The sequence below is a fragment of the Escherichia sp. E.sYA108 genome, assembly GCF_011754335.1.
GTDB lineage: Bacteria > Pseudomonadota > Gammaproteobacteria > Enterobacterales > Enterobacteriaceae > Escherichia > Escherichia coli.
Map to the genome: position 1 here is coordinate 4854543 of NZ_JAAQVZ010000001.1, position 18774 is coordinate 4873316.

An 18774-nucleotide genomic window follows, 5' to 3' on the forward strand; every position below is an offset into this window, starting at 1 on the left:
AGATTACAGCAGGTCGAAACGGTCGAGGTTCATCACTTTCACCCACGCTGCCACGAAGTCTTTAACAAACTTCTCGTGGGCATCGCTGCTGGCGTAGACTTCCGCCACCGCACGCAGGACAGAGTTAGAACCAAAGACCAGATCCGCACGGCTGGCTGTGTATTTCACTTCGCCAGTTTCGCGGTCACGGCCTTCGAACAGTTCTTTCGATTCGTCGGTCGCTTTCCACTCGTAACGCATATCCAGCAAGTTCACGAAGAAGTCATTGCTCAATACGCCAACGCGGTCAGTGAAGACGCCGTTTTTGCTGCCATCGAAGTTGGCACCCAGTACGCGCATCCCGCCCACCAGCGCAGTCATTTCCGGCGCGGTCAGCGTCAGTTGCTGTGCTTTATCAATCAACAGTGACTCGGTGGTGGAAACGTCCAGACGAGCGCGATAGTTACGGAAACCGTCAGCAATTGGCTCCAGCAGTTCGAACATCTCAATGTCAGTCTGATCCTGACGCGCATCAACGCGGCCCGGCGCAAACGGTACATGAATGCTCAAACCTGCGGCGCTTGCGGCTTTCTCAACGCCAACCACACCTGCCAGCACGATGATATCCGCCAGCGAAGCTTTGCCAGACTCTTTCTGAATTTTCTCCAGAACTGGCAGAGCACGAACGGCTGCGGCGTTCACATCCCAGTCACGCTGCGGCATTAATGCCAGACGCGCACCGTTGGCACCACCACGTTTGTCGCCACCACGGAAGGTAGAAGCAGACGCCCAGGCCACCGATACCAGCTCACTAACAGACAGACCAGAATCCGCAATCGCGAATTTCAGATCGATAATGTCCTGCTCGGTCGGGTTGTAGATCGGCTGCGGCAGCGGATCTTGCCAGATCAGATCTTCTTTCGGTACTTCCGGCCCGATGTAACGAGATTTCGGCCCCATATCCCTGTGCGTCAGTTTGAACCAGGCACGAGCAAAGGCTTCGTTGAACGCCTGCGGATCGTTGAGGAAACGACGAGAGATCTTCTCGAACTCAGGATCAAAACGCAGCGTCAGGTCGGTCACCAGCATCGTCGGTTTACGTTTCTTCGACGGATCAAACGGATCCGGGATAATTTCCGGTGCGTCTACCGCTTCAAACTGGATTGCGCCAGCCGGGCTGCGGGTCTGTACCCACTCATACTTGAACAAGTTCTCGAAGAAATAGTTGCTCCACTGGGTCGGCGTCTGGGTCCAGACCACTTCCAGACCAGAGGTAATGGCATCTGCGCCAACGCCGCTGCCGTAAGTGCTCGCCCAGCCTAAACCTTGTTCTTCAATCGGTGCTGCTTCTGGATCAGGACCTACGTTTGATGTCGGACCGGCACCGTGGGTTTTACCCAGCGTATGACCACCCGCAATCAGCGCCACGGTTTCTTCGTCATTCATGCCCATGTTGCCGAAGGTCGCGCGGATAGCTGCTGCTGCCGAAAGTGGTTCGCCGCTGTGATCCGGGCCTTCCGGGTTAACGTAAATCAGGCCCATCTCGGTTGCACCCAGCGGTGCTTTCGCCAGCGCTTCCGGATGACGGTGAGTCAGCCAGGCTTTTTCATCACCCCAGTTAACATCCAGATCCGGTTCCCAGACGTCTTCACGACCGGCACCAAAACCGAAGGTACGGAAGCCGGAGTTTTCCAGCGCCACGTTACCCGCGAGGATAAACAGGTCGGCCCAGGAGATTTTCTGACCATATTTCTGTTTGATTGGCCACAACAGGCGACGCGCTTTATCGAGGCTTACGTTATCCGGCCAGGAGTTCAGCGGTGCAAAACGTTGCTGACCACGACCCGCGCCGCCGCGACCGTCGATTGAACGGTAAGTACCCGCGCCGTGCCAGGCCATACGAATAAACAGACCGGCGTAGCTGCCCCAGTCGGCTGGCCACCACGGTTGAGATTCTGTCAGCAGGGCTTTCAGATCTTTTTTCAGGCCGTAGTAATCTAATTTGCTGAATTCTTTGCGGTAGTCAAAGTCCTCACCCAGCGGGTTAGAACGATTAGAATGTTGGTTTAACAGGTCAACACGGAGTTGATTTGGCCACCAGTCGCGCGTGGTTGTGCCCCCACCTGCGCTCTGGTCGTGACCGCCCTGATGGAACGGGCATTTGCCGGTGGCTGTCGTGTTATGGATATCGTCTGACGTGCTCATCAATGTGCTCCCCTCTACAGTGTTACCGTTACGATACACAGCGTTAGAGAGAAGTTATAATTGAATTAATCCACGGATGCGATAGTTGAGATCTTACATATTGTTGGTTAAAGAGATGTAGATCAAATTGATCGTAATTAAGCCTTTATGAGTATGTCTGATTTCGGCAGAATGCTTTATAAGAAAAGGTTTTAGCCTGGTACCCTTCAAGTAATGAAGGCGAAAACAAGGCTGATAACCTTATTTTCCCGCCCTCATTTCGAGGCAGCATTTTGTGCTCTGTTTAAAATTTGTGAACACTGTGTGATTTTCACAAAAGGCACACTATTTATAAACCAGGTCGAACTCCCAGTGTATGGCAAATCGCGTAACTCATTTCAGCGCGGTTAAGCGTATAGAAGTGGAAATCTTTCACTCCTTCACGGCTTAAAATCTTCACCATATCCATGGCAATATTCGCGCCCACCAGCTTGCGGGTTTCAGCATCGTCATCCAGGCCGTCGAACATTTGTGCCATCCACGCCGGAATACGCACGTTGGTCATGTCGGCAAATTTCTTCGCCTGTTTAAAGTTCGAAACCGGCAAAATTCCCGGAATGATTTCCACATCAATGCCTGCCGAGACGCAGCGATCGCGAAAACGCAGGTAGCTTTCGACATCGAAGAAGAACTGAGTAATGGCGCGGTTGGCTCCGGCATCCACTTTTCGTCTCAGGTTGAGTAAATCGGCCTGGGCACTTTTCGCTTCTGGATGTACTTCCGGATACGCCGCCACGGAGATATCGAAATCTGCCACTTCTTTTAACAGCGTCACCAGGTCAGAAGCATACATTTCTGGCTTACCACTTCCCGGCGGCAGGTCGCCACGCAGCGCCACGATATGGCGAATACCGTTATTCCAGTAGTCGCGTGCAATGATCCGCAGCTCGGCAGGCGTCGCATCAATGCAGGTAAGATGCGGTGCCGCTTCCAGGCCGGTGCGATCTTTAATGCCTTTAATAATGCTGTGCGTACGGTCGCGCTCGCCGGAGTTTGCGCCATAGGTCACCGATACAAACTTCGGTTTCAGGCTGCTAAGGCGATCGATGGAGTTCCACAGGGTCTGCTCCATTTCACTGGTACGCGGCGGGAAAAATTCGAACGAAACGTTAATCTGCCCCTGGACTTCTGCCAGACTCTGATTCAGGGCATCCCGCTGGCTGGCGTGAAAAAAGCTCATACCTTACCTCATCAATCGCTTATCGTTATATGTTGTGTTGTGCACATCTATCCGTTTAGACGTCCAGATGTAAAGATGAAGGAAAAGCCGAAGGGCGTCAACCGAAAAATAACCAATGATGGTGAGGAAAAATCAGGGAAGATGAAAAAAACTCATCTTAATTAGAGGCGATAAAAGATTTCTCTATAGCGCAATCCACCTCGCACGTTTTGACTCATATTCTGACAACACAGCGACACCTGGGCTAATTCGAAAAACAACGTCCTGCCACCGGATGGTGATGTTAAGGCATCTGATTTGGCCTGCGCCCTCGCGTAGGCCGAATACAGGATCTGCGCAATCAACGGGTAACAAACAGTTGAGTCAATTCAGTGCGCACTTTTATTTGATATCCTTCACGCGCATACCGTTGAGCTGTTCATCCGTAATGGTGTTGCCCGCTTTGAAGTAATCAACCACCGCGTGATAAACGTAATAACCGCCCGTTATGTTACGCGCTTTCCCTTCGGTAAAGGCGGTAAAACCATCTCCACCATCAGCAAGGAAACTCTGAGTAGCAATGTGATAAACCGTCGCATCTTCAATGGGTTTGCCATTCAGAGTCAGTGTGATTACCCGCTGACCAACCGGCTTGCTGCTGTCGTACTTCATTTCCAGGCCTTTCGATACCTGTAAAACGCCATTGCTTAAACTTGCGCCGTGTTCCATCAGACTGCGTAATTGTTTACCCGTGAGTTCCATCGTCACCAGTTCGTTGGGGAACGGGAACGTACTGATGACGCCGCCCATCGTAATCGCCCCTGCGGGGATCTCATTGCGGATACCACCAGAGTTTGTTAACGCCAGTTGGGTATTTTTACCCGCTGCTGCCAGTAAAGCGTCAGCCGCCAGGTTCCCGAGGGAAGCCGATTCACCATAGGCACGTTTTAATTCAACCGGCGATTGCGCCACCGTTTGTTGCACCACTTCATCAAGCTTTTTATTCCAGCCGTCGATCACCTGTTTCGTTTGCTGATCGGGCTTCCACTCGTCAGCGTAAATGGTTTTAAGCTCGAAGTTTTTCACCGTAAAATTATGCGGCTTCTCTTTGTAGTCGAGAACCAGTTTGCCCACATCAATCCCGCCGCTGTCAGTGGAGAGGATGAGCGTATTGCCGACTTTAATCGGTTCCGGCGTACCCACATGTGCATGTCCGGTGATCAAAATATCCAGCCCTTTCACCTGACTTGCCGTCTGAATATCTTTATCCAACGCGCGACGCACATCTGTGCCTCCCATACTGGACTGGCGGGCTGGAACACCTTCGTGGATCAGGGCGACGGTCAAATCAACCTTGCCTTTGAGTTCATCGATATAACGTTGTAGCCATTTAATTTCATCGCGCGCTTCAATACCCACGCGCGTGGCAGCAGATACCGTATCATTAAAGGCAAATACTCCGTGCAAACCTATAACGCCTATTTTCACACCGTCTTTTTCGATGATGGTATATGGCTTATCCCAGAATGATTTACTGCTGTTCTGATAAAAAATATTGCCCTGCACAATAGGGAATTTTGCCTGGCTCAACTGTAATAATGTGTTGTCCCAGCCGTGGTCAAATTCATGGTTGCCTATTGTGACGGCATCAAACGGCATAGTATTCATAATATCGATAATAGCCTTACCTTTGGTCAGGCTGCTGATATATGGCCCGGTAAAATAGTCGCCCGCATCAAAAAACCATGTCGCTTTATTTTTTGCTTTTTCTTGCTTAACCAGCGTAGTGATATTTGCCCAGCCGCCAATATCCCGTTTACCGTCAGCGATCCACGGCACTTTATAAGGTTCTACATGCGCATGGAGGTCGTTGGTATAAATGATAGTGACATCTTTAGCGCAAGCCCAGAACGGCAGTGTTAATGCGATACCCGCAGCAAGTATTTTAATTTTCATAAACAATCCCTTTCAGTGAGATAAAGGATTGCTACATTACGTTCTGAAAGACTTATTTATGTGAGAGTAATCACATCCGCAGGGGATAGTTGCCGGACAAAATCAACGACCTTGTGAAATCGTTGGTGATATATGTCGACTCTGTTTACGATTAATGCCTGTAAAACGTTCGGTTGCCGAAATTTGGGATTGGCCTCATCGGAAGATTACAGTTGGCCAGACTATAAACTGGGTTATCCGGCACTGCACTGTCGGGCATGTGGCAGTTACCCGCCGTTGTTTGACGAGCAACAATTTCGTGACTGGTTGTCAGTTCACTTGTCTACTTATGCAATTGAGAAAGGCCATTTCTGCCCGGTATGTTATGGCACAGACATGATTTGTTATGGTCACAATCCACAGGGTTCGCAACGCATTCAATGCCGTAACTGCAAAAAAGTCTGGACGCCTAAAAAATATCAGAAAGAAATTACGCATCCCCAGGCCATTGAAACCGTTCAACTGTTCATACCCTTTCAAGGGGCCAGCGCAGTACAAAAACTGTATGTTTTAGTCAGTCTTGACGCCACTCGTGGCAACATTCTTCATCTCTCCACGAATTATACGCAACATCAGACAGGAGACAGTCTGCGGTACAGTTACAAGGGCAACACAGAACCAACTATGCACCATCGCGATATCGTGCAGAAGGTAGATATGCGTGAAGCGCAATTCTTGCGCCGGAGCCAGTTCGATGAAATTCAGTATGGCAGTGCTGTACTCAAGCGCAACGGTAAGGGAGCCATACTACGCCCGGTTATCACGGCACACGGGCATTTCAGAATACTGAAAATCCGCTATCCAGATGTCAAAACGCATATTATTTCACACGAATGTTTTCTAAGAGGCGCAATTATTACAGCCTGGGCAGATCAGTTCCGCCAACAACAAGGTGAACTTTGGTTCGTAGAAGAAGAAATCAGTGACAGTAACGCTGATACGCCCTGGCATTTTAAGGGAACGACATACCATGGTTGGTGGCAAAATCAGTGGCAGCGCTGGGAGCAGGGGAATAATTGCAAGATGGTCTGCCTACTCACGGGAGCCAGCTTAGAAAGGGGCGCAAATGTTTCTCTGGCAACCAGTCGTTGTTTTATCACATGGCTGACAGACCAACACGACTTTACCCAAAGCGCGTTATTATCCGCAGGTCGCGTAACGCAAATGCTGACCTCACTGGCGTTAAAATACAATGAATCGCTCACTCCATCTTGTTAGTCAATACACTCGACAAACGACCATAAATTAAGAGAGATCACTACCTTTCATTTAATTAAATATATAAATGTATGACCGTGAAATATAATCATGGTCAATGTTTAATTAATAACATTATTTGTTACTAAGATCACACAATACTTTTCTGAACTATGCTTACATAAAATAAGACACGATGTGCCTTTTATTTAAATAATTCAACAAATGTAACACACCCTATCCAGGAGGGATGATGAAAACTGTATTTACAACATTATCAGTCATATTCGGCGTGATATTTTCTCACAGTGTTCTAGCTCAGGACGTTACTATTTATTATACGAATGACATTCACGCACATGTCAATCCGGCAAAAATCATCGCTGTTGATAAGAACAGACTTATAGGTGGTATGGCTAATATTGCAGGCATCGTTAATGAAGCGAAGAAAAAAAGCAAAGATGTGTTTTTCTTTGATGCAGGCGACTATTTTACCGGGCCGTATATCAGCACCCTGACCAAAGGTGAAGCTATTATTGATATCATGAACACTATGCCCTTTGATGCGGTGTCTGTTGGTAATCACGAGTTCGATCACGGTGTGCCCAATATGGTGTCTCAGTTATCAAAAGCAAAATTCCCCATTCTGCTGGGAAATATCTACTACACCGATACGAATAAACCAGTTTGGGATCATCCGTGGACCATTATCGAAAAAGATGGTTTAAAGATTGGTGTGATTGGATTGCATGGCGCATTCGCTTTCTATGATACAGTCGCGGCAAAAGCACGTGAAGGCGTAGAAGCCAGAGACGAAATTAAATATTTAAATAAAGCACTTGCAGAATTAAAAGGTAAAGTCGACATTACCGTTTTGCTAATTCACGAAGGTGTCCCGGCGCGTCAATCAAGCTTTGGTAGTAAAGATGTGGAGCGGCTACTACAGGCAGATATTGAGACAGCTAAAAAAGTGAATGGTGTTGATGTCTTAATTACCGGTCACGCACATGTCGGAACACCGCAACCAATAAAAGTTAATAACACATTAATTGTATCTACCGATGCATACGGCACCAACATCGGAAAACTTGTGCTTGATTACAATCCGAAAACGAAGAAAATTGATAGTTATAATGGTGAGTTAATCACCATCTTTGCAGATCAATTTAAACCTGACACCATCGTTCAAAATACTATTGATAAATGGAGTGCAAAGCTTAACAAAATAACAAAGGAAGTTGTCGGCCATTCTCCCGTAGTTTTAACACGTGAGTATGGTAGTTCCTCTTCTACCGGCAACCTTATTCTTGATGCAATGATGGAAAAAACACCTGATGCCGTTGCCGGATTTCAAAATAGCGGTGGGATGCGAGCTGATTTTCCTAAAGGCGATATCACACTGGGAGATGTTATTAGCACATTCCCCTTTAATAATGACCTCATCGAGATGGATTTGACGGGCCGCGATCTCAAATCATTGATGACGCATGCAACCAATCTAACTAACGGTGTGTTACAAGTTTCTAAAAGTGTTGCGGTTGTCTATGACAGCAAAAAACCACTCAACCAACGGTTAATCTCTTTCACCATTAACGGCAAACCCGTGGAAGATAATCAAACATATCGTATTGCCACGCACTCCTTTTGTGCCAGTGGTGGTGACGGTTTTGAAGCATTTTTGAATGGAAAAAATGTGAAGACGATACCGGGAACAACCTCGGCGGAATCTATCATCGATTATTTCAAAAATCATAAACCTGTCACCCCAGACTTAACTAAACGAGTCATGGACGTCGCCAAATAAAATCTCATTTATCAGTCAATTTATTTAACAAGGAATGCGAATGAAAACAGCGCAGCGTACTTTATTTGCCGCAACATTGCTGACTATTTTTTCGACCTCAGTTATGGCGCAGGATGTCACGATTATTTATACCAATGATCTTCACGCTCATGTGGATTCCTATAAAGTACCGTATGTCGCAGACGGAAAACGCGACATTGGTGGCTTTGCCAATATATCCACGTTAGTAAAACAAGAGAAAGCCAAAAATAAAGCCACCTTTTATTTTGATGCTGGAGACTATTTCACCGGGCCATATATCAGTAGCCTGACAAAGGGCGAAGCAATAATTGATATTATGAATACCATGCCTTTTGACGCAGTATCAATCGGTAATCATGAGTTTGACCATGGCTGGGATAATGCCCTCCGACAATTAAGCAAAGCGAATTTCCCTGTTTTATTAGGCAATGTTTATCATAAAGAGAGTGAGAAACCCTTCTGGAACAAGCCCTACACCATCCTGGAAAAAGATGGCATCAAGATTGGTATTGTTGGGCTACACGGCGTATTTGCATTTAATGACACGGTCTCGGAGCTCTCTCTCCAGGGACTCGATAATGACAATAATAACCGATTTGATAAATCTTCCGCGACCCTCAAGAATCAGGGGATTGAAGCACGTGATGAAGTGAAGTATTTGCAGCATTATATCGATGAGTTACGTGATAAGGTTGACCTCACCGTGGCGCTGGTTCATGAAGGCGTACCGGCGCGTCAGTCCAGCATTGGCAATACAGATGTTAGACGTGCGCTGGATAAAGATATTCAAACCGCAAGCAAGGTGAAAGGATTGGATATTCTGATTACCGGGCATGCCCACGTCGGAACGCCAGAACCAATCAAAGTCGGCAACACCTTAATCCTTTCGACTGACAGTGGCGGTATCGATATTGGTAAATTAATCCTTGATGTCAACCCTACAGCTCGTACTCATAAAGTGAAGAGCTTTGAGCTGAAAACGGTTTATGCCGATGAATGGATACCTGATCCAACCACACAAAAAGTTATCAATGGCTGGAATAAAAAACTGGCGGATCTTGTACGCCAACCAGTCGGTGAATCATCGATTGCATTAACTCGTGCCTACGGTGAGTCATCGCAACTTGGCAACCTGTTTACCGATGCAATGCTTGTCGCTGCACCGACTGCACAAATTGCGTTGATAAACTCCGGCAGTTTACGTGCTGATATAAATGCAGGCACGATTACCTTTGGTGACATTACCAGTACATTCCCCTTCAAGAATGAACTTACTGAAATGGATCTCAGCGGTAAGGATCTGCGTAACCTACTGGAACACGGGGCATCGCTTACCAATGGCATCCTGCAAATGTCAAAAGGCGCAGAAATGCGCTATACCCTGCAGAAACCAGTAGATCAGCGCATTGTATCTTTTAAAATTAATGGTGAAGAGATCGTTGATACGAATATTTACCATGTTGCGACTACGACTTTCCTTGCACTTGGGGGCGATGGTTTTCTGGCATTCAAAGAAGGGAAAAATGTCCAGGTCCGCGCCGGAAATAACATGTCCAATGTCGTAATCGATTATTTTAAGAAAGGCCACAAGATTACTCCTGCACAGGTAAATGAAATGCGGGTAGAAGTAAGCAAATAACAAAAACTTATAATACCATTCATTCACTGGATGACATTATTTCTCTCTAAATCAACAATATATAAGAGATATATTTATGTATATAAAAAAGCACTGGATAGCTTTATCCATTCTATTAATACCTTGCATTGGAAACGCTCAGGAAATTAAAATTGATGAAAGCTGGTTACATCAAAGCTTGAATGTCATTGGTCGCACAGACTCTCGCTTTGGCCCAAGACTGACTAACGACCTCTACCCTGAATATACTGTAGCAGGAAGAAAAGACTGGTTTGATTTTTATGGTTATGTTGATCTACCGAAATTCTTTGGCGTCGGCAGTCACTATGATGTTGGGATCTGGGATGAGGGCTCACCACTATTTACGGAAATAGAACCTCGGTTTTCCATTGACAAATTGACCGGATTAAATCTTGCGTTCGGCCCATTTAAAGAATGGTTCATTGCAAACAACTATGTCTATGATATGGGTGACAACCAGTCATCCCGGCAAAGTACATGGTATATGGGGCTTGGTACAGATATCGACACGGGTCTACCAATTAAGCTTTCTGCCAATATATACGCCAAGTATCAGTGGCAAAACTATGGTGCCGCTAATGAAAATGAATGGGACGGATATCGATTCAAAATAAAATATAGCATCCCTCTTACAAATTTATTCGGAGGACGATTGGTATACAATAGTTTTACTAACTTTGATTTTGGCTCCGATCTTGCGGACAAGTCACACAATAATAAACGAACCAGTAATGCTATTGCTTCAAGCCATATCCTTTCCCTTCTATATGAACACTGGAAATTTGCATTTACACTACGTTATTTTCACAACGGTGGACAATGGAATGCGGGAGAGAAGGTTAACTTCGGAGATGGTCCATTTGAATTAAAAAATACAGGATGGGGAACCTATACTACTATTGGTTATCAATTTTAAATTAGGTGACATTTTAGATATTGTTACTTAATGTCATTTTGTAATTGTCATTAATAACTTCACCATTCACTCTGTTACTTCATCGCTCAACACAAAAGCCCCCTTATTACCGGGGGCACTGACCAAAGGCAAAATGACAATCAATCACCACTTCCCCAGGAAGAGGTTTAGGGGTGACAACAAAAGCTGGCAACTGCCAGCTTTTGTTCAATAATCACTACAACAACTGCGCCAGTCGGTTAATATCCGACTGAATCGCCCCGGCGGTGACGTCGCGCCCTGCACCTGGCCCGCGGATCACCAGCGGGTTGTCGCGATACCAGCGGCTTTCGATGGCAAAGACGTTATCGCATGGCAGTAGTGATGCCAGCGGATGGTCTTCACGCACCGCTTCCACGCCCACACGCGCTTTGCCGTTGGCATCGAAACGCGCCACGTAGCGCAGCACCAGCCCCATTTCGCGGGCCGCTTCCAGTCGTTGCACCATCTGCTCGTTAAGTTCATCGCCATTTTCAAAGAAATGGTCGATGCTGCCGCCTTCGCAATGGGCAGGTACCAGTGATTCAACACGTACCTGGTCCGGTTCAATGTTGTAACCCGCTTCACGCGCCAGAATCACCAGCTTGCGCATCACGTCTTTGCCGGAAAGGTCATCACGCGGGTCAGGCTCGGTTAAGCCCTGCTGCCACGCCTGATCCACCAGTTCGGTAAACGGCACGCTACCGTCGAATTGCAGGAACAGCCAGGAGAGCGTGCCGGAGAAGATCCCGCTGATCGACAAAATAGTATCGCCGCTGTCGATCAGATCGCGCACGGTGTGGTTGATCGGCAAACCTGCGCCGACGGTAGCGTTGTACAGCCAGTGACGCCCGGTTTTTTCGAAGGCGTCGTGGATCTGGCGATATTTATTGCTGTCGCTCGCTCCTGCCAGTTTGTTGGCACTGATGACGTGGAAACCGTGGCTGGCGAAATCAAGATACTGGTCAGCGAGCTGCTGGCTGGCGGTAACGTCCAGCACCACTAAATCATCATACGGATGGGCGCGCATCCACAGGAACAGCGACTCTTCATCCTGCTCGACCGCTTCATCGTTGAAGAAGGCTAGCGCGCGGCTGGCGTCCAGCCCGTCATAGCTCAACAGGCTACGGCGGCTGTCCACCACGCCTGCCAGCACAAATTCAAAGCCGGTACGTGCCGAAAGCGTACTCTGCTCACGGGCGAACAGTTCCAGCCAGCGGGAACCGATATTGCCCTTACCGAACAATACCAGGCCGATGCGTTTTTCCGCGCGGAAGACGGACTGATGCAGCCCCTGAATCAGGCTTTCGGTCGGGCCGGTGCGCAGTACTGCCACCAGGCTGATGCCATCATCAGACTGCCAGGTAAACTCGACCGGCTGGCCTTTCAGTTGCTGCCAGAAGCGGTGGCAATGCAGCGGGTTACGGGTGACGCCCGCCCCAACCATCGCCACCAGCGCCAGCCCCTGACGCAGGCGCAGTTCGCCAGGTAATCCCGCTTCGTCGAGGATTTTCAGCGCACTGTCGGCCACTTCTGAGGTGTAGCAAAATTGCAGCAACTGGCGATCGTTATGCACGCCAACCGCCAGTGGGCGCACCTGAGCACGTTTCAGGATCTGGTCGATCTCTTTATGCGCCAGTTTGAAATCCTGGCTGGCGGGCACCTGAAACTCAATCAAGCAGACATCATCATGGCTGGTGACAATACGCGCACCAGTACCGGAGGCCAGCACGCGTTCAATGCGCGTGGAACCTTGATCCGGCGTGTAGCTACAGCGCAGTTGCAGGTCGATTTCGCTGCCAGAAACGGGCTGTAAAGTACGGGCATGAAGAACGGGAGCCGCCAGACGCGCCAGTTCGCTGGCTTCATCCAGACGCAGCAACGGCAGCAGGCAGGCATCTTTCACTTTACGCGGGTCGGCGCTATATACCCCGGCGACGTCACTCCAAATGGTTACGCGAGAAACACCCGCCAGCGCACCGATTTGTGTCGCGGAATAGTCGGAACCGTTACGCCCAAGCAGCACCGTTTCACCGGCGTTGTTACGGCTGATAAACCCGGTCACCACCAGACGTTTGCCCGGATGTTGTACCAGTAGCTGTTGCAGCAACGGGTACGAAAGCCCTTCATCAACCTGCGGTTGCGCAGCGCGTTCAGCGCGTAAAAACTCGCGGGCATCAAGCCAGGCCGCTGGCAGCCCTTGTTGATTAAGCACCGCAGACATCAGGCGCGCCGACCACACTTCACCGTGGCCCACCACTTCCGCATACACCGCATCGTTAATACCGCTGTCGAGCAACGCAGCCAGGTGCTCAAGATCGCTGACAAAAGCGCTAATGAGGTTATCGGCTTCTTCGGCGGGTAGCAGGCCGCTAATCAGATCGCACTGATAACGACGTAATGTTTGTTGAACCTGATGCGCAGAGAGACGATCGGTCTGGCTTAGTTTCAACCAGTTAATCAACTGGTTAGTGGTGCTACCGGCGGCGGAAACCACCATCATATCGTCAGGCTGAGAGTACTCCGCCATAATGCCCGCGACACGCAAATAACACTTCACATCAGCCAGACTACTGCCACCAAATTTATGCAGTTGACGACCTTTCGCCCCTGCCTGCGCAATCACACTCATTTTTACCCCTTGTTTGCAGCCCGGAAGCCATTTTCCAGGTCGGCAATTAAATCTTCGCCATCTTCAATACCGGTGGAGATACGCAGCAGCGTCTCGGAGATCCCGGCGGCAGCACGCGCTTCTGGCGCCATGCCTGCATGTGTCATGGTTGCGGCGTGAGAGATTAAACTTTCCACTCCCCCTAATGATTCCGCCAGCGTAAACAACGACAGCCCGCCCAGGAAACGACGCAGCGTCTGCTCATCGCCATCCAGTTCAAAACTCAACATTGCGCCAAAGCCTTTTTGCTGGCGCGCGGCAATTTCATGCCCCTGATTTTCCGGCAGCGACGGGTGATACAGTTTTTTCACCAACGGCTGGGTTTGCAGATATTTCACAATCGCCTGCGCGTTGCGCTGCGCCAGCTCCATACGCGGCACCAGCGTTCGCAACCCGCGTAGCAGCAGATAGCTGTCAAACGCGCCGCCCGTCACGCCAATATTGTTTGCCCACCAGGCAAGTTCAGTGACAACGTCCGGGTCTTTAGCAATCACTACGCCTGCCACCACGTCAGAGTGACCGTTCAGATATTTCGTGCATGAATGCAACACCAGATCGGCACCTAATGCCAGTGGATTTTGTAATGCCGGGCTTAAGAAGGTGTTATCCACCACGCTCACCGCCCCGACTTCCCTTGCCAGATGGCAGATTTTCGCAATATCCACGACGCGTAACAATGGATTACTTGGGCTTTCTACCAGTACCAGTTTGGGGTTTTCTGCCAGCGCTGCCCGTAATGCCTGTTCATCGCTTTGATCAACAAACAACACGCGATAGCAACCGCGTTTCGCCAGGCTGTCGAACAGGCGATAGCTACCGCCGTAGCAGTCGTGCGGCGCAACCAGCAGATCGCCAGGTTTCAAAAAGACGGTCGTTACCAGGTGAATCGCGGACATGCCGGTATTAGTAAGTACTGCACCAGCACCGCCTTCCAGTTCTGCCAGCGCTCGCTGAACCACATCGCGCGTTGGGTTGCCGCGCCGCGAGTAATCATGCGCGCGCGGTTCATTAAATCCGGTAAAGTTATAGGTACTGGAAAGATGGATGGGAGGGACAACGCAACCATACTGTTCGTCGTCATTTAACCCGCTACGCACTGCGATGGTGGCCTGTTTACGCGTCATGTGATGAAGTTCCCTGGGCTTGGTCGGTGAAATGTCAGGCACCAGAGTAAACATTGTGTTAATGGACGTCAATACATCTGGACATCTAAACTTCTTTGCGTATAGATTGAGCAAATCTCAAATAGCCGTTAAAATTATATGCATTATCACGCCGACAGGTGCATTACACGATGTCACGGTAACGCCTGTACGGTAAACTATGCGGGTTTACGGTCAGTACCCATATTAATTGTGTGGTCTGGCCTCAATTTATTGACGAAGAGGATTAAGTATCTCATGGCTGAATGGAGCGGCGAATATATCAGCCCATACGCTGAGCACGGCAAGAAGAGTGAACAAGTCAAAAAAATTACGGTTTCCATTCCTCTTAAGGTGTTAAAAATCCTCACCGATGAACGCACGCGTCGTCAGGTGAACAACCTGCGTCACGCGACCAACAGCGAGCTGCTGTGCGAAGCGTTTCTGCATGCCTTTACCGGGCAACCTTTGCCGGATGATGCCGACCTGCGTAAAGAGCGCAGCGACGAAATTCCGGAGGCGGCAAAAGAGATCATGCGTGAGATGGGGATTAACCCGGAGACGTGGGAATACTAAAGCGGAAAAGAGCGGCGCGGAGTTAACCAGCCGCTTTTTTCATACATGGACGTTTAACGATGAAAATCAGGCTACTGATTCTCAGCCTGCTGGTTTCTGTGCCTGCATTTGCCTGGCAACCACAAACCGGCGACATCATCTTTCAGATCTCTCGCTCATCGCAAAGTAAAGCGATCCAACTGGCGACCCATTCCGATTACAGCCACACCGGTATGCTGGTGATACGCAACAAAAAGCCCTACGTTTTTGAAGCGGCCGGCCCGGTAAAATACACCCCGCTCAAGCAGTGGATCGCCCACGGTGAAGATGGCAAATACATTGTTCGCCGCGTTGAAGGTGGACTGAATACCGAACAACAGCAAAAACTGGCGCAAACGGCAAAACGTTATCTCGGCAAACCGTACGATTTCAGCTTCTCGTGGAGCGACGATCGCCAGTACTGTTCGGAAGTGGTGTGGAAGGTTTATCAGAACGCGCTGGGGATGCGCGTAGGTGAACAGCAGAAGTTGAAAGAGTTCGATCTTAGTAACCCGCTGGTTCAGGCGAAACTCAAAGAACGTTACGGGAAAAATATTCCGCTTGAGGAAACGGTGGTCTCGCCACAAGCCGTTTTCGATGCGCCACAACTCACCACGGTCGCCAAAGAATGGCCGCTGTTTTCCTGGTAATACGACCAAAATTCAGGCACAAAAAAAGCGCCGTGCGGCGCTTTTTTCGGAAATCCGGTCTTATTTGCTGCCCGGGATGTTGAAACGCTTGTTGAAGCGGTCAACACGGCCACCGGTAGCAACATCACGCTGTTTGCCAGTGAAGAACGGGTGGCACTTGCTGCACACGTCGAGGTTCAGGTCATGACCAACGGTGGAGCGGATTTTCATTACGTTACCGCAAGAGCAGCTAGCAGTAATTTCTTCGTATTTCGGGTGAATATCTTTTTTCATGGGAAAACCTCGGTTTAAGGCCGCGTCGCTCTTCCAGCCCTAACGCCAGACACCACGCGATGTTAAAAGTATAGCTTCAATACGATCATTTCGTACGAAGGCGCGAAATCATACAGAAATTAACCAGCGTATGCAAACTGATCCGCACTCTTCTACGGCAATGTGTATACTAACCCACCGAATTTCAAGTCAGGATGATGCTATGCCCGTTGCCCACGTTGCCTTGCCCGTTCCGCTTCCTCGTACCTTTGACTATCTGCTGCCAGAAGGCATGACGGTTAAAGCCGGGAGTCGCGTGCGCGTGCCGTTTGGCAAACAACAGGAGCGTATCGGTGTTGTGGTGTCAGTGAGCGATGTCAGTGAGCTGCCGCTTAACGAGCTGAAAGCGGTAGTTGAAGTGCTGGACGTTGAGCCGGTATTTACTCACTCTGTCTGGCGATTACTGCTCTGGGCGGCAGATTACTATCATCATCCGATTGGCGATGTGCTGTTTCATGCCTTGCCGATTTTACTGCGCCAGGGGCGGCCTGCGGCGAACGCGCCGATGTGGTACTGGTTTGCCACTGAACAAGGTCAGGCGGTGGATCTGAACAGCCTGAAACGTTCGCCAAAGCAACAACAGGCGCTGGCAGCGTTACGGCAAGGCAAAATCTGGCGTGATCAGGTCGCGGAACTTGAATTTAATGATGCCGCGTTGCAGGCACTGCGCAAAAAAGGTCTGTGTGATTTAGCAAGTGAAACACCAGAGTTTAGCGACTGGCGAACGAACTATGCCGTTTCTGGTGAGCGGTTGCGGTTGAATACCGAACAGGCCACCGCCGTTGGCGCAATTCATAGCGCGGCAGATACTTTTTCTGCCTGGCTGCTGGCGGGCGTTACCGGTTCCGGTAAAACGGAGGTTTATCTCAGTGTACTGGAAAACGTGCTCGCTCAGGGCAAACAGGCGCTGGTGATGGTGCCGGAAATCGGCCTGACACCGCAAACTATCGCCCGTTTTCGTGAACGTTTTAATGCCCCGGTGGAAGTTCTGCATTCCGGCCTGAACGACAGCGAGCGTCTTTCGGCGTGGTTGAAAGCGAAAAATGGCGAGGCGGCGATTGTCATCGGCACCCGCTCCGCGCTGTTTACGCCGTTTAAAAATCTCGGCGTGATTGTTATTGATGAAGAGCACGACAGCTCCTACAAGCAGCAGGAAGGCTGGCGCTATCATGCCCGCGACCTGGCGGTGTATCGCGCGCATAGCGAGCAAATCCCAATTATTCTTGGCTCCGCAACGCCCGCACTGGAAACGTTATGCAACGTGCAGCAGAAAAAATACCGCCTGCTGCGCCTGACCCGTCGGGCGGGCAATGCGCGCCCGGCAATTCAACATGTGCTGGATTTAAAAGGTCAGAAGGTGCAGGCAGGTCTGGCTCCGGCGTTAATCACCCGTATGCGCCAGCATTTACAGGCCAACAATCAGGTTATCCTCTTTCTTAATCGTCGGGGTTTTGCGCCTGCGCTGCTGTGCCACGACTGCGGCTGGATAGCCGAATGCCCACGTTGCGATCACTACTACACGCTGCATCAGGCGCAACAGCATTTGCGCTGCCACCATTGCGACAGTCAGCGTCCGGTGCCGCGCCAGTGCCCTTCTTGCGGTTCCACGCACCTGGTACCCGTGGGGCTGGGCACCGAACAGCTTGAACAGACGCTCGCGCCGTTGTTCCCTGGTGTCCCCATTTCTCGTATCGACCGCGATACCACCAGCCGCAAAGGGGCGCTGGAACAGCAACTGGCGGAAGTGCATCGCGGCGGCGCGAGGATCTTGATTGGCACGCAAATGCTGGCGAAAGGTCACCACTTTCCGGATGTGACGCTGGTGGCGTTACTGGATGTGGACGGCGCGCTGTTTTCTGCCGATTTTCGCTCGGCAGAACGTTTCGCCCAGCTTTACACCCAGGTCGCCGGTCGTGCCGGGCGTGCGGGTAAACAGGGCGAAGTGGTGCTGCAAACGCACCATCCGGAACATCCTCTGTTGCAAACATTGCTCTATAAAGGCTACGACGCCTTTGCCGAACAGGCACTGGCTGAACGACGCATGATGCAGCTGCCGCCGTGGACCAGCCATGTGATTGTGCGTGCGGAAGATCATAACAATCAGCACGCGCCATTGTTCCTGCAACAACTGCGTAATCTCATTCTCGCCAGCCCACTGGCAGACGAGAAACTGTGGGTTCTCGGTCCGGTTCCGGCGCTGGCCCCTAAACGTGGCGGTCGCTGGCGCTGGCAGATATTGTTGCAGCACCCTTCCCGCGTGCGCTTACAGCACATCATCAATGGTACGCTGGCGCTTATTAATACAATACCGGATTCCCGCAAGGTGAAATGGGTGCTGGATGTCGATCCGATTGAGGGTTAAACCGCTCACGATGCGAGGCGGATCGAAAAATTCAATATTCATCACACTTT

General features: G+C 49.9%; 13 protein-coding genes. 7 read left to right on the forward strand and 6 right to left on the reverse strand.

The window, feature by feature from the left end; genetic code table 11:
- Positions 1-3 precede the first annotated feature (3 nt).
- The 3 genes from katG to HBM92_RS23210 form a co-directional block, all read right to left on the reverse strand.
- Positions 4-2184, reverse strand: coding sequence for a catalase/peroxidase HPI (gene katG / locus HBM92_RS23200; RefSeq protein ID WP_001296626.1), 2181 nt, complete (start codon positions 2182-2184; stop codon positions 4-6).
- Between the two features lie 328 nt (positions 2185-2512).
- Positions 2513-3403, reverse strand: coding sequence for a methylenetetrahydrofolate reductase (gene metF / locus HBM92_RS23205; RefSeq protein ID WP_000007515.1), 891 nt, complete (start codon positions 3401-3403; stop codon positions 2513-2515).
- Positions 3404-3784: 381 nt separating this feature from the next.
- Positions 3785-5338, reverse strand: a complete 1554-nt coding sequence (locus tag HBM92_RS23210) for a bifunctional metallophosphatase/5'-nucleotidase (protein ID WP_000694070.1) — start codon at positions 5336-5338, stop codon at positions 3785-3787.
- 132 nt (positions 5339-5470) lie between these two features.
- Between HBM92_RS23210 and HBM92_RS23215 the strand changes: the two genes are divergently transcribed.
- From HBM92_RS23215 to HBM92_RS23230, 4 genes are all read left to right on the forward strand, one after another.
- On the forward strand, positions 5471-6595 hold the full coding sequence (locus HBM92_RS23215) for a hypothetical protein (protein WP_000105536.1): 1125 nt from the start codon (positions 5471-5473) through the stop codon (positions 6593-6595).
- Between the two features lie 232 nt (positions 6596-6827).
- A complete protein-coding gene (locus tag HBM92_RS23220) occupies positions 6828-8378 on the forward strand; it encodes a bifunctional metallophosphatase/5'-nucleotidase (RefSeq protein ID WP_000859430.1) in 1551 nt (516 codons plus the stop codon).
- Positions 8379-8418: 40 nt separating this feature from the next.
- Complete coding sequence (locus tag HBM92_RS23225) at positions 8419-10038, forward strand: bifunctional metallophosphatase/5'-nucleotidase (RefSeq protein WP_001443192.1); 1620 nt, start codon at positions 8419-8421, stop codon at positions 10036-10038.
- A 76-nt stretch (positions 10039-10114) separates the two neighbouring features.
- Positions 10115-10975 carry a nucleoside-specific channel-forming protein Tsx gene (locus HBM92_RS23230; protein WP_000275563.1) on the forward strand — a complete coding sequence of 287 codons (861 nt, stop codon included), beginning with the start codon at positions 10115-10117 and terminating at the stop codon, positions 10973-10975.
- A gap of 217 nt (positions 10976-11192) precedes the next feature.
- Here the strand turns inward: HBM92_RS23230 and metL are convergent, their stop codons facing one another.
- Entirely contained in the window at positions 11193-13625 is a 2433-nt protein-coding gene (gene metL, locus HBM92_RS23235; RefSeq protein ID WP_000110754.1) for a bifunctional aspartate kinase/homoserine dehydrogenase II, read from the reverse strand.
- A gap of 2 nt (positions 13626-13627) precedes the next feature.
- Complete coding sequence (gene metB / locus HBM92_RS23240) at positions 13628-14788, reverse strand: cystathionine gamma-synthase (protein WP_000197205.1); 1161 nt, start codon at positions 14786-14788, stop codon at positions 13628-13630.
- Between the two features lie 276 nt (positions 14789-15064).
- On the opposite strand from metB, the gene metJ reads away from it, so the two are divergent.
- Together metJ and HBM92_RS23250 are read left to right on the forward strand one after the other, a co-directional pair.
- On the forward strand, positions 15065-15382 hold the full coding sequence (gene metJ / locus HBM92_RS23245) for a met regulon transcriptional regulator MetJ (RefSeq protein WP_000852812.1): 318 nt from the start codon (positions 15065-15067) through the stop codon (positions 15380-15382).
- A 59-nt stretch (positions 15383-15441) separates the two neighbouring features.
- On the forward strand, positions 15442-16050 hold the full coding sequence (locus HBM92_RS23250) for a YiiX family permuted papain-like enzyme (protein WP_000702296.1): 609 nt from the start codon (positions 15442-15444) through the stop codon (positions 16048-16050).
- A gap of 60 nt (positions 16051-16110) precedes the next feature.
- On the opposite strand, the gene rpmE is transcribed toward HBM92_RS23250, so the two are convergent.
- Positions 16111-16323: a 50S ribosomal protein L31 gene (rpmE, locus tag HBM92_RS23255; RefSeq protein ID WP_000710769.1), complete on the reverse strand. Its 213-nt coding sequence runs from the start codon at positions 16321-16323 to the stop codon at positions 16111-16113.
- Positions 16324-16525: 202 nt separating this feature from the next.
- Between rpmE and priA the strand changes: the two genes are divergently transcribed.
- Positions 16526-18724, forward strand: a complete 2199-nt coding sequence (gene priA / locus HBM92_RS23260; RefSeq protein ID WP_001305041.1) for a primosomal protein N' — start codon at positions 16526-16528, stop codon at positions 18722-18724.
- Positions 18725-18774 lie beyond the last annotated feature (50 nt).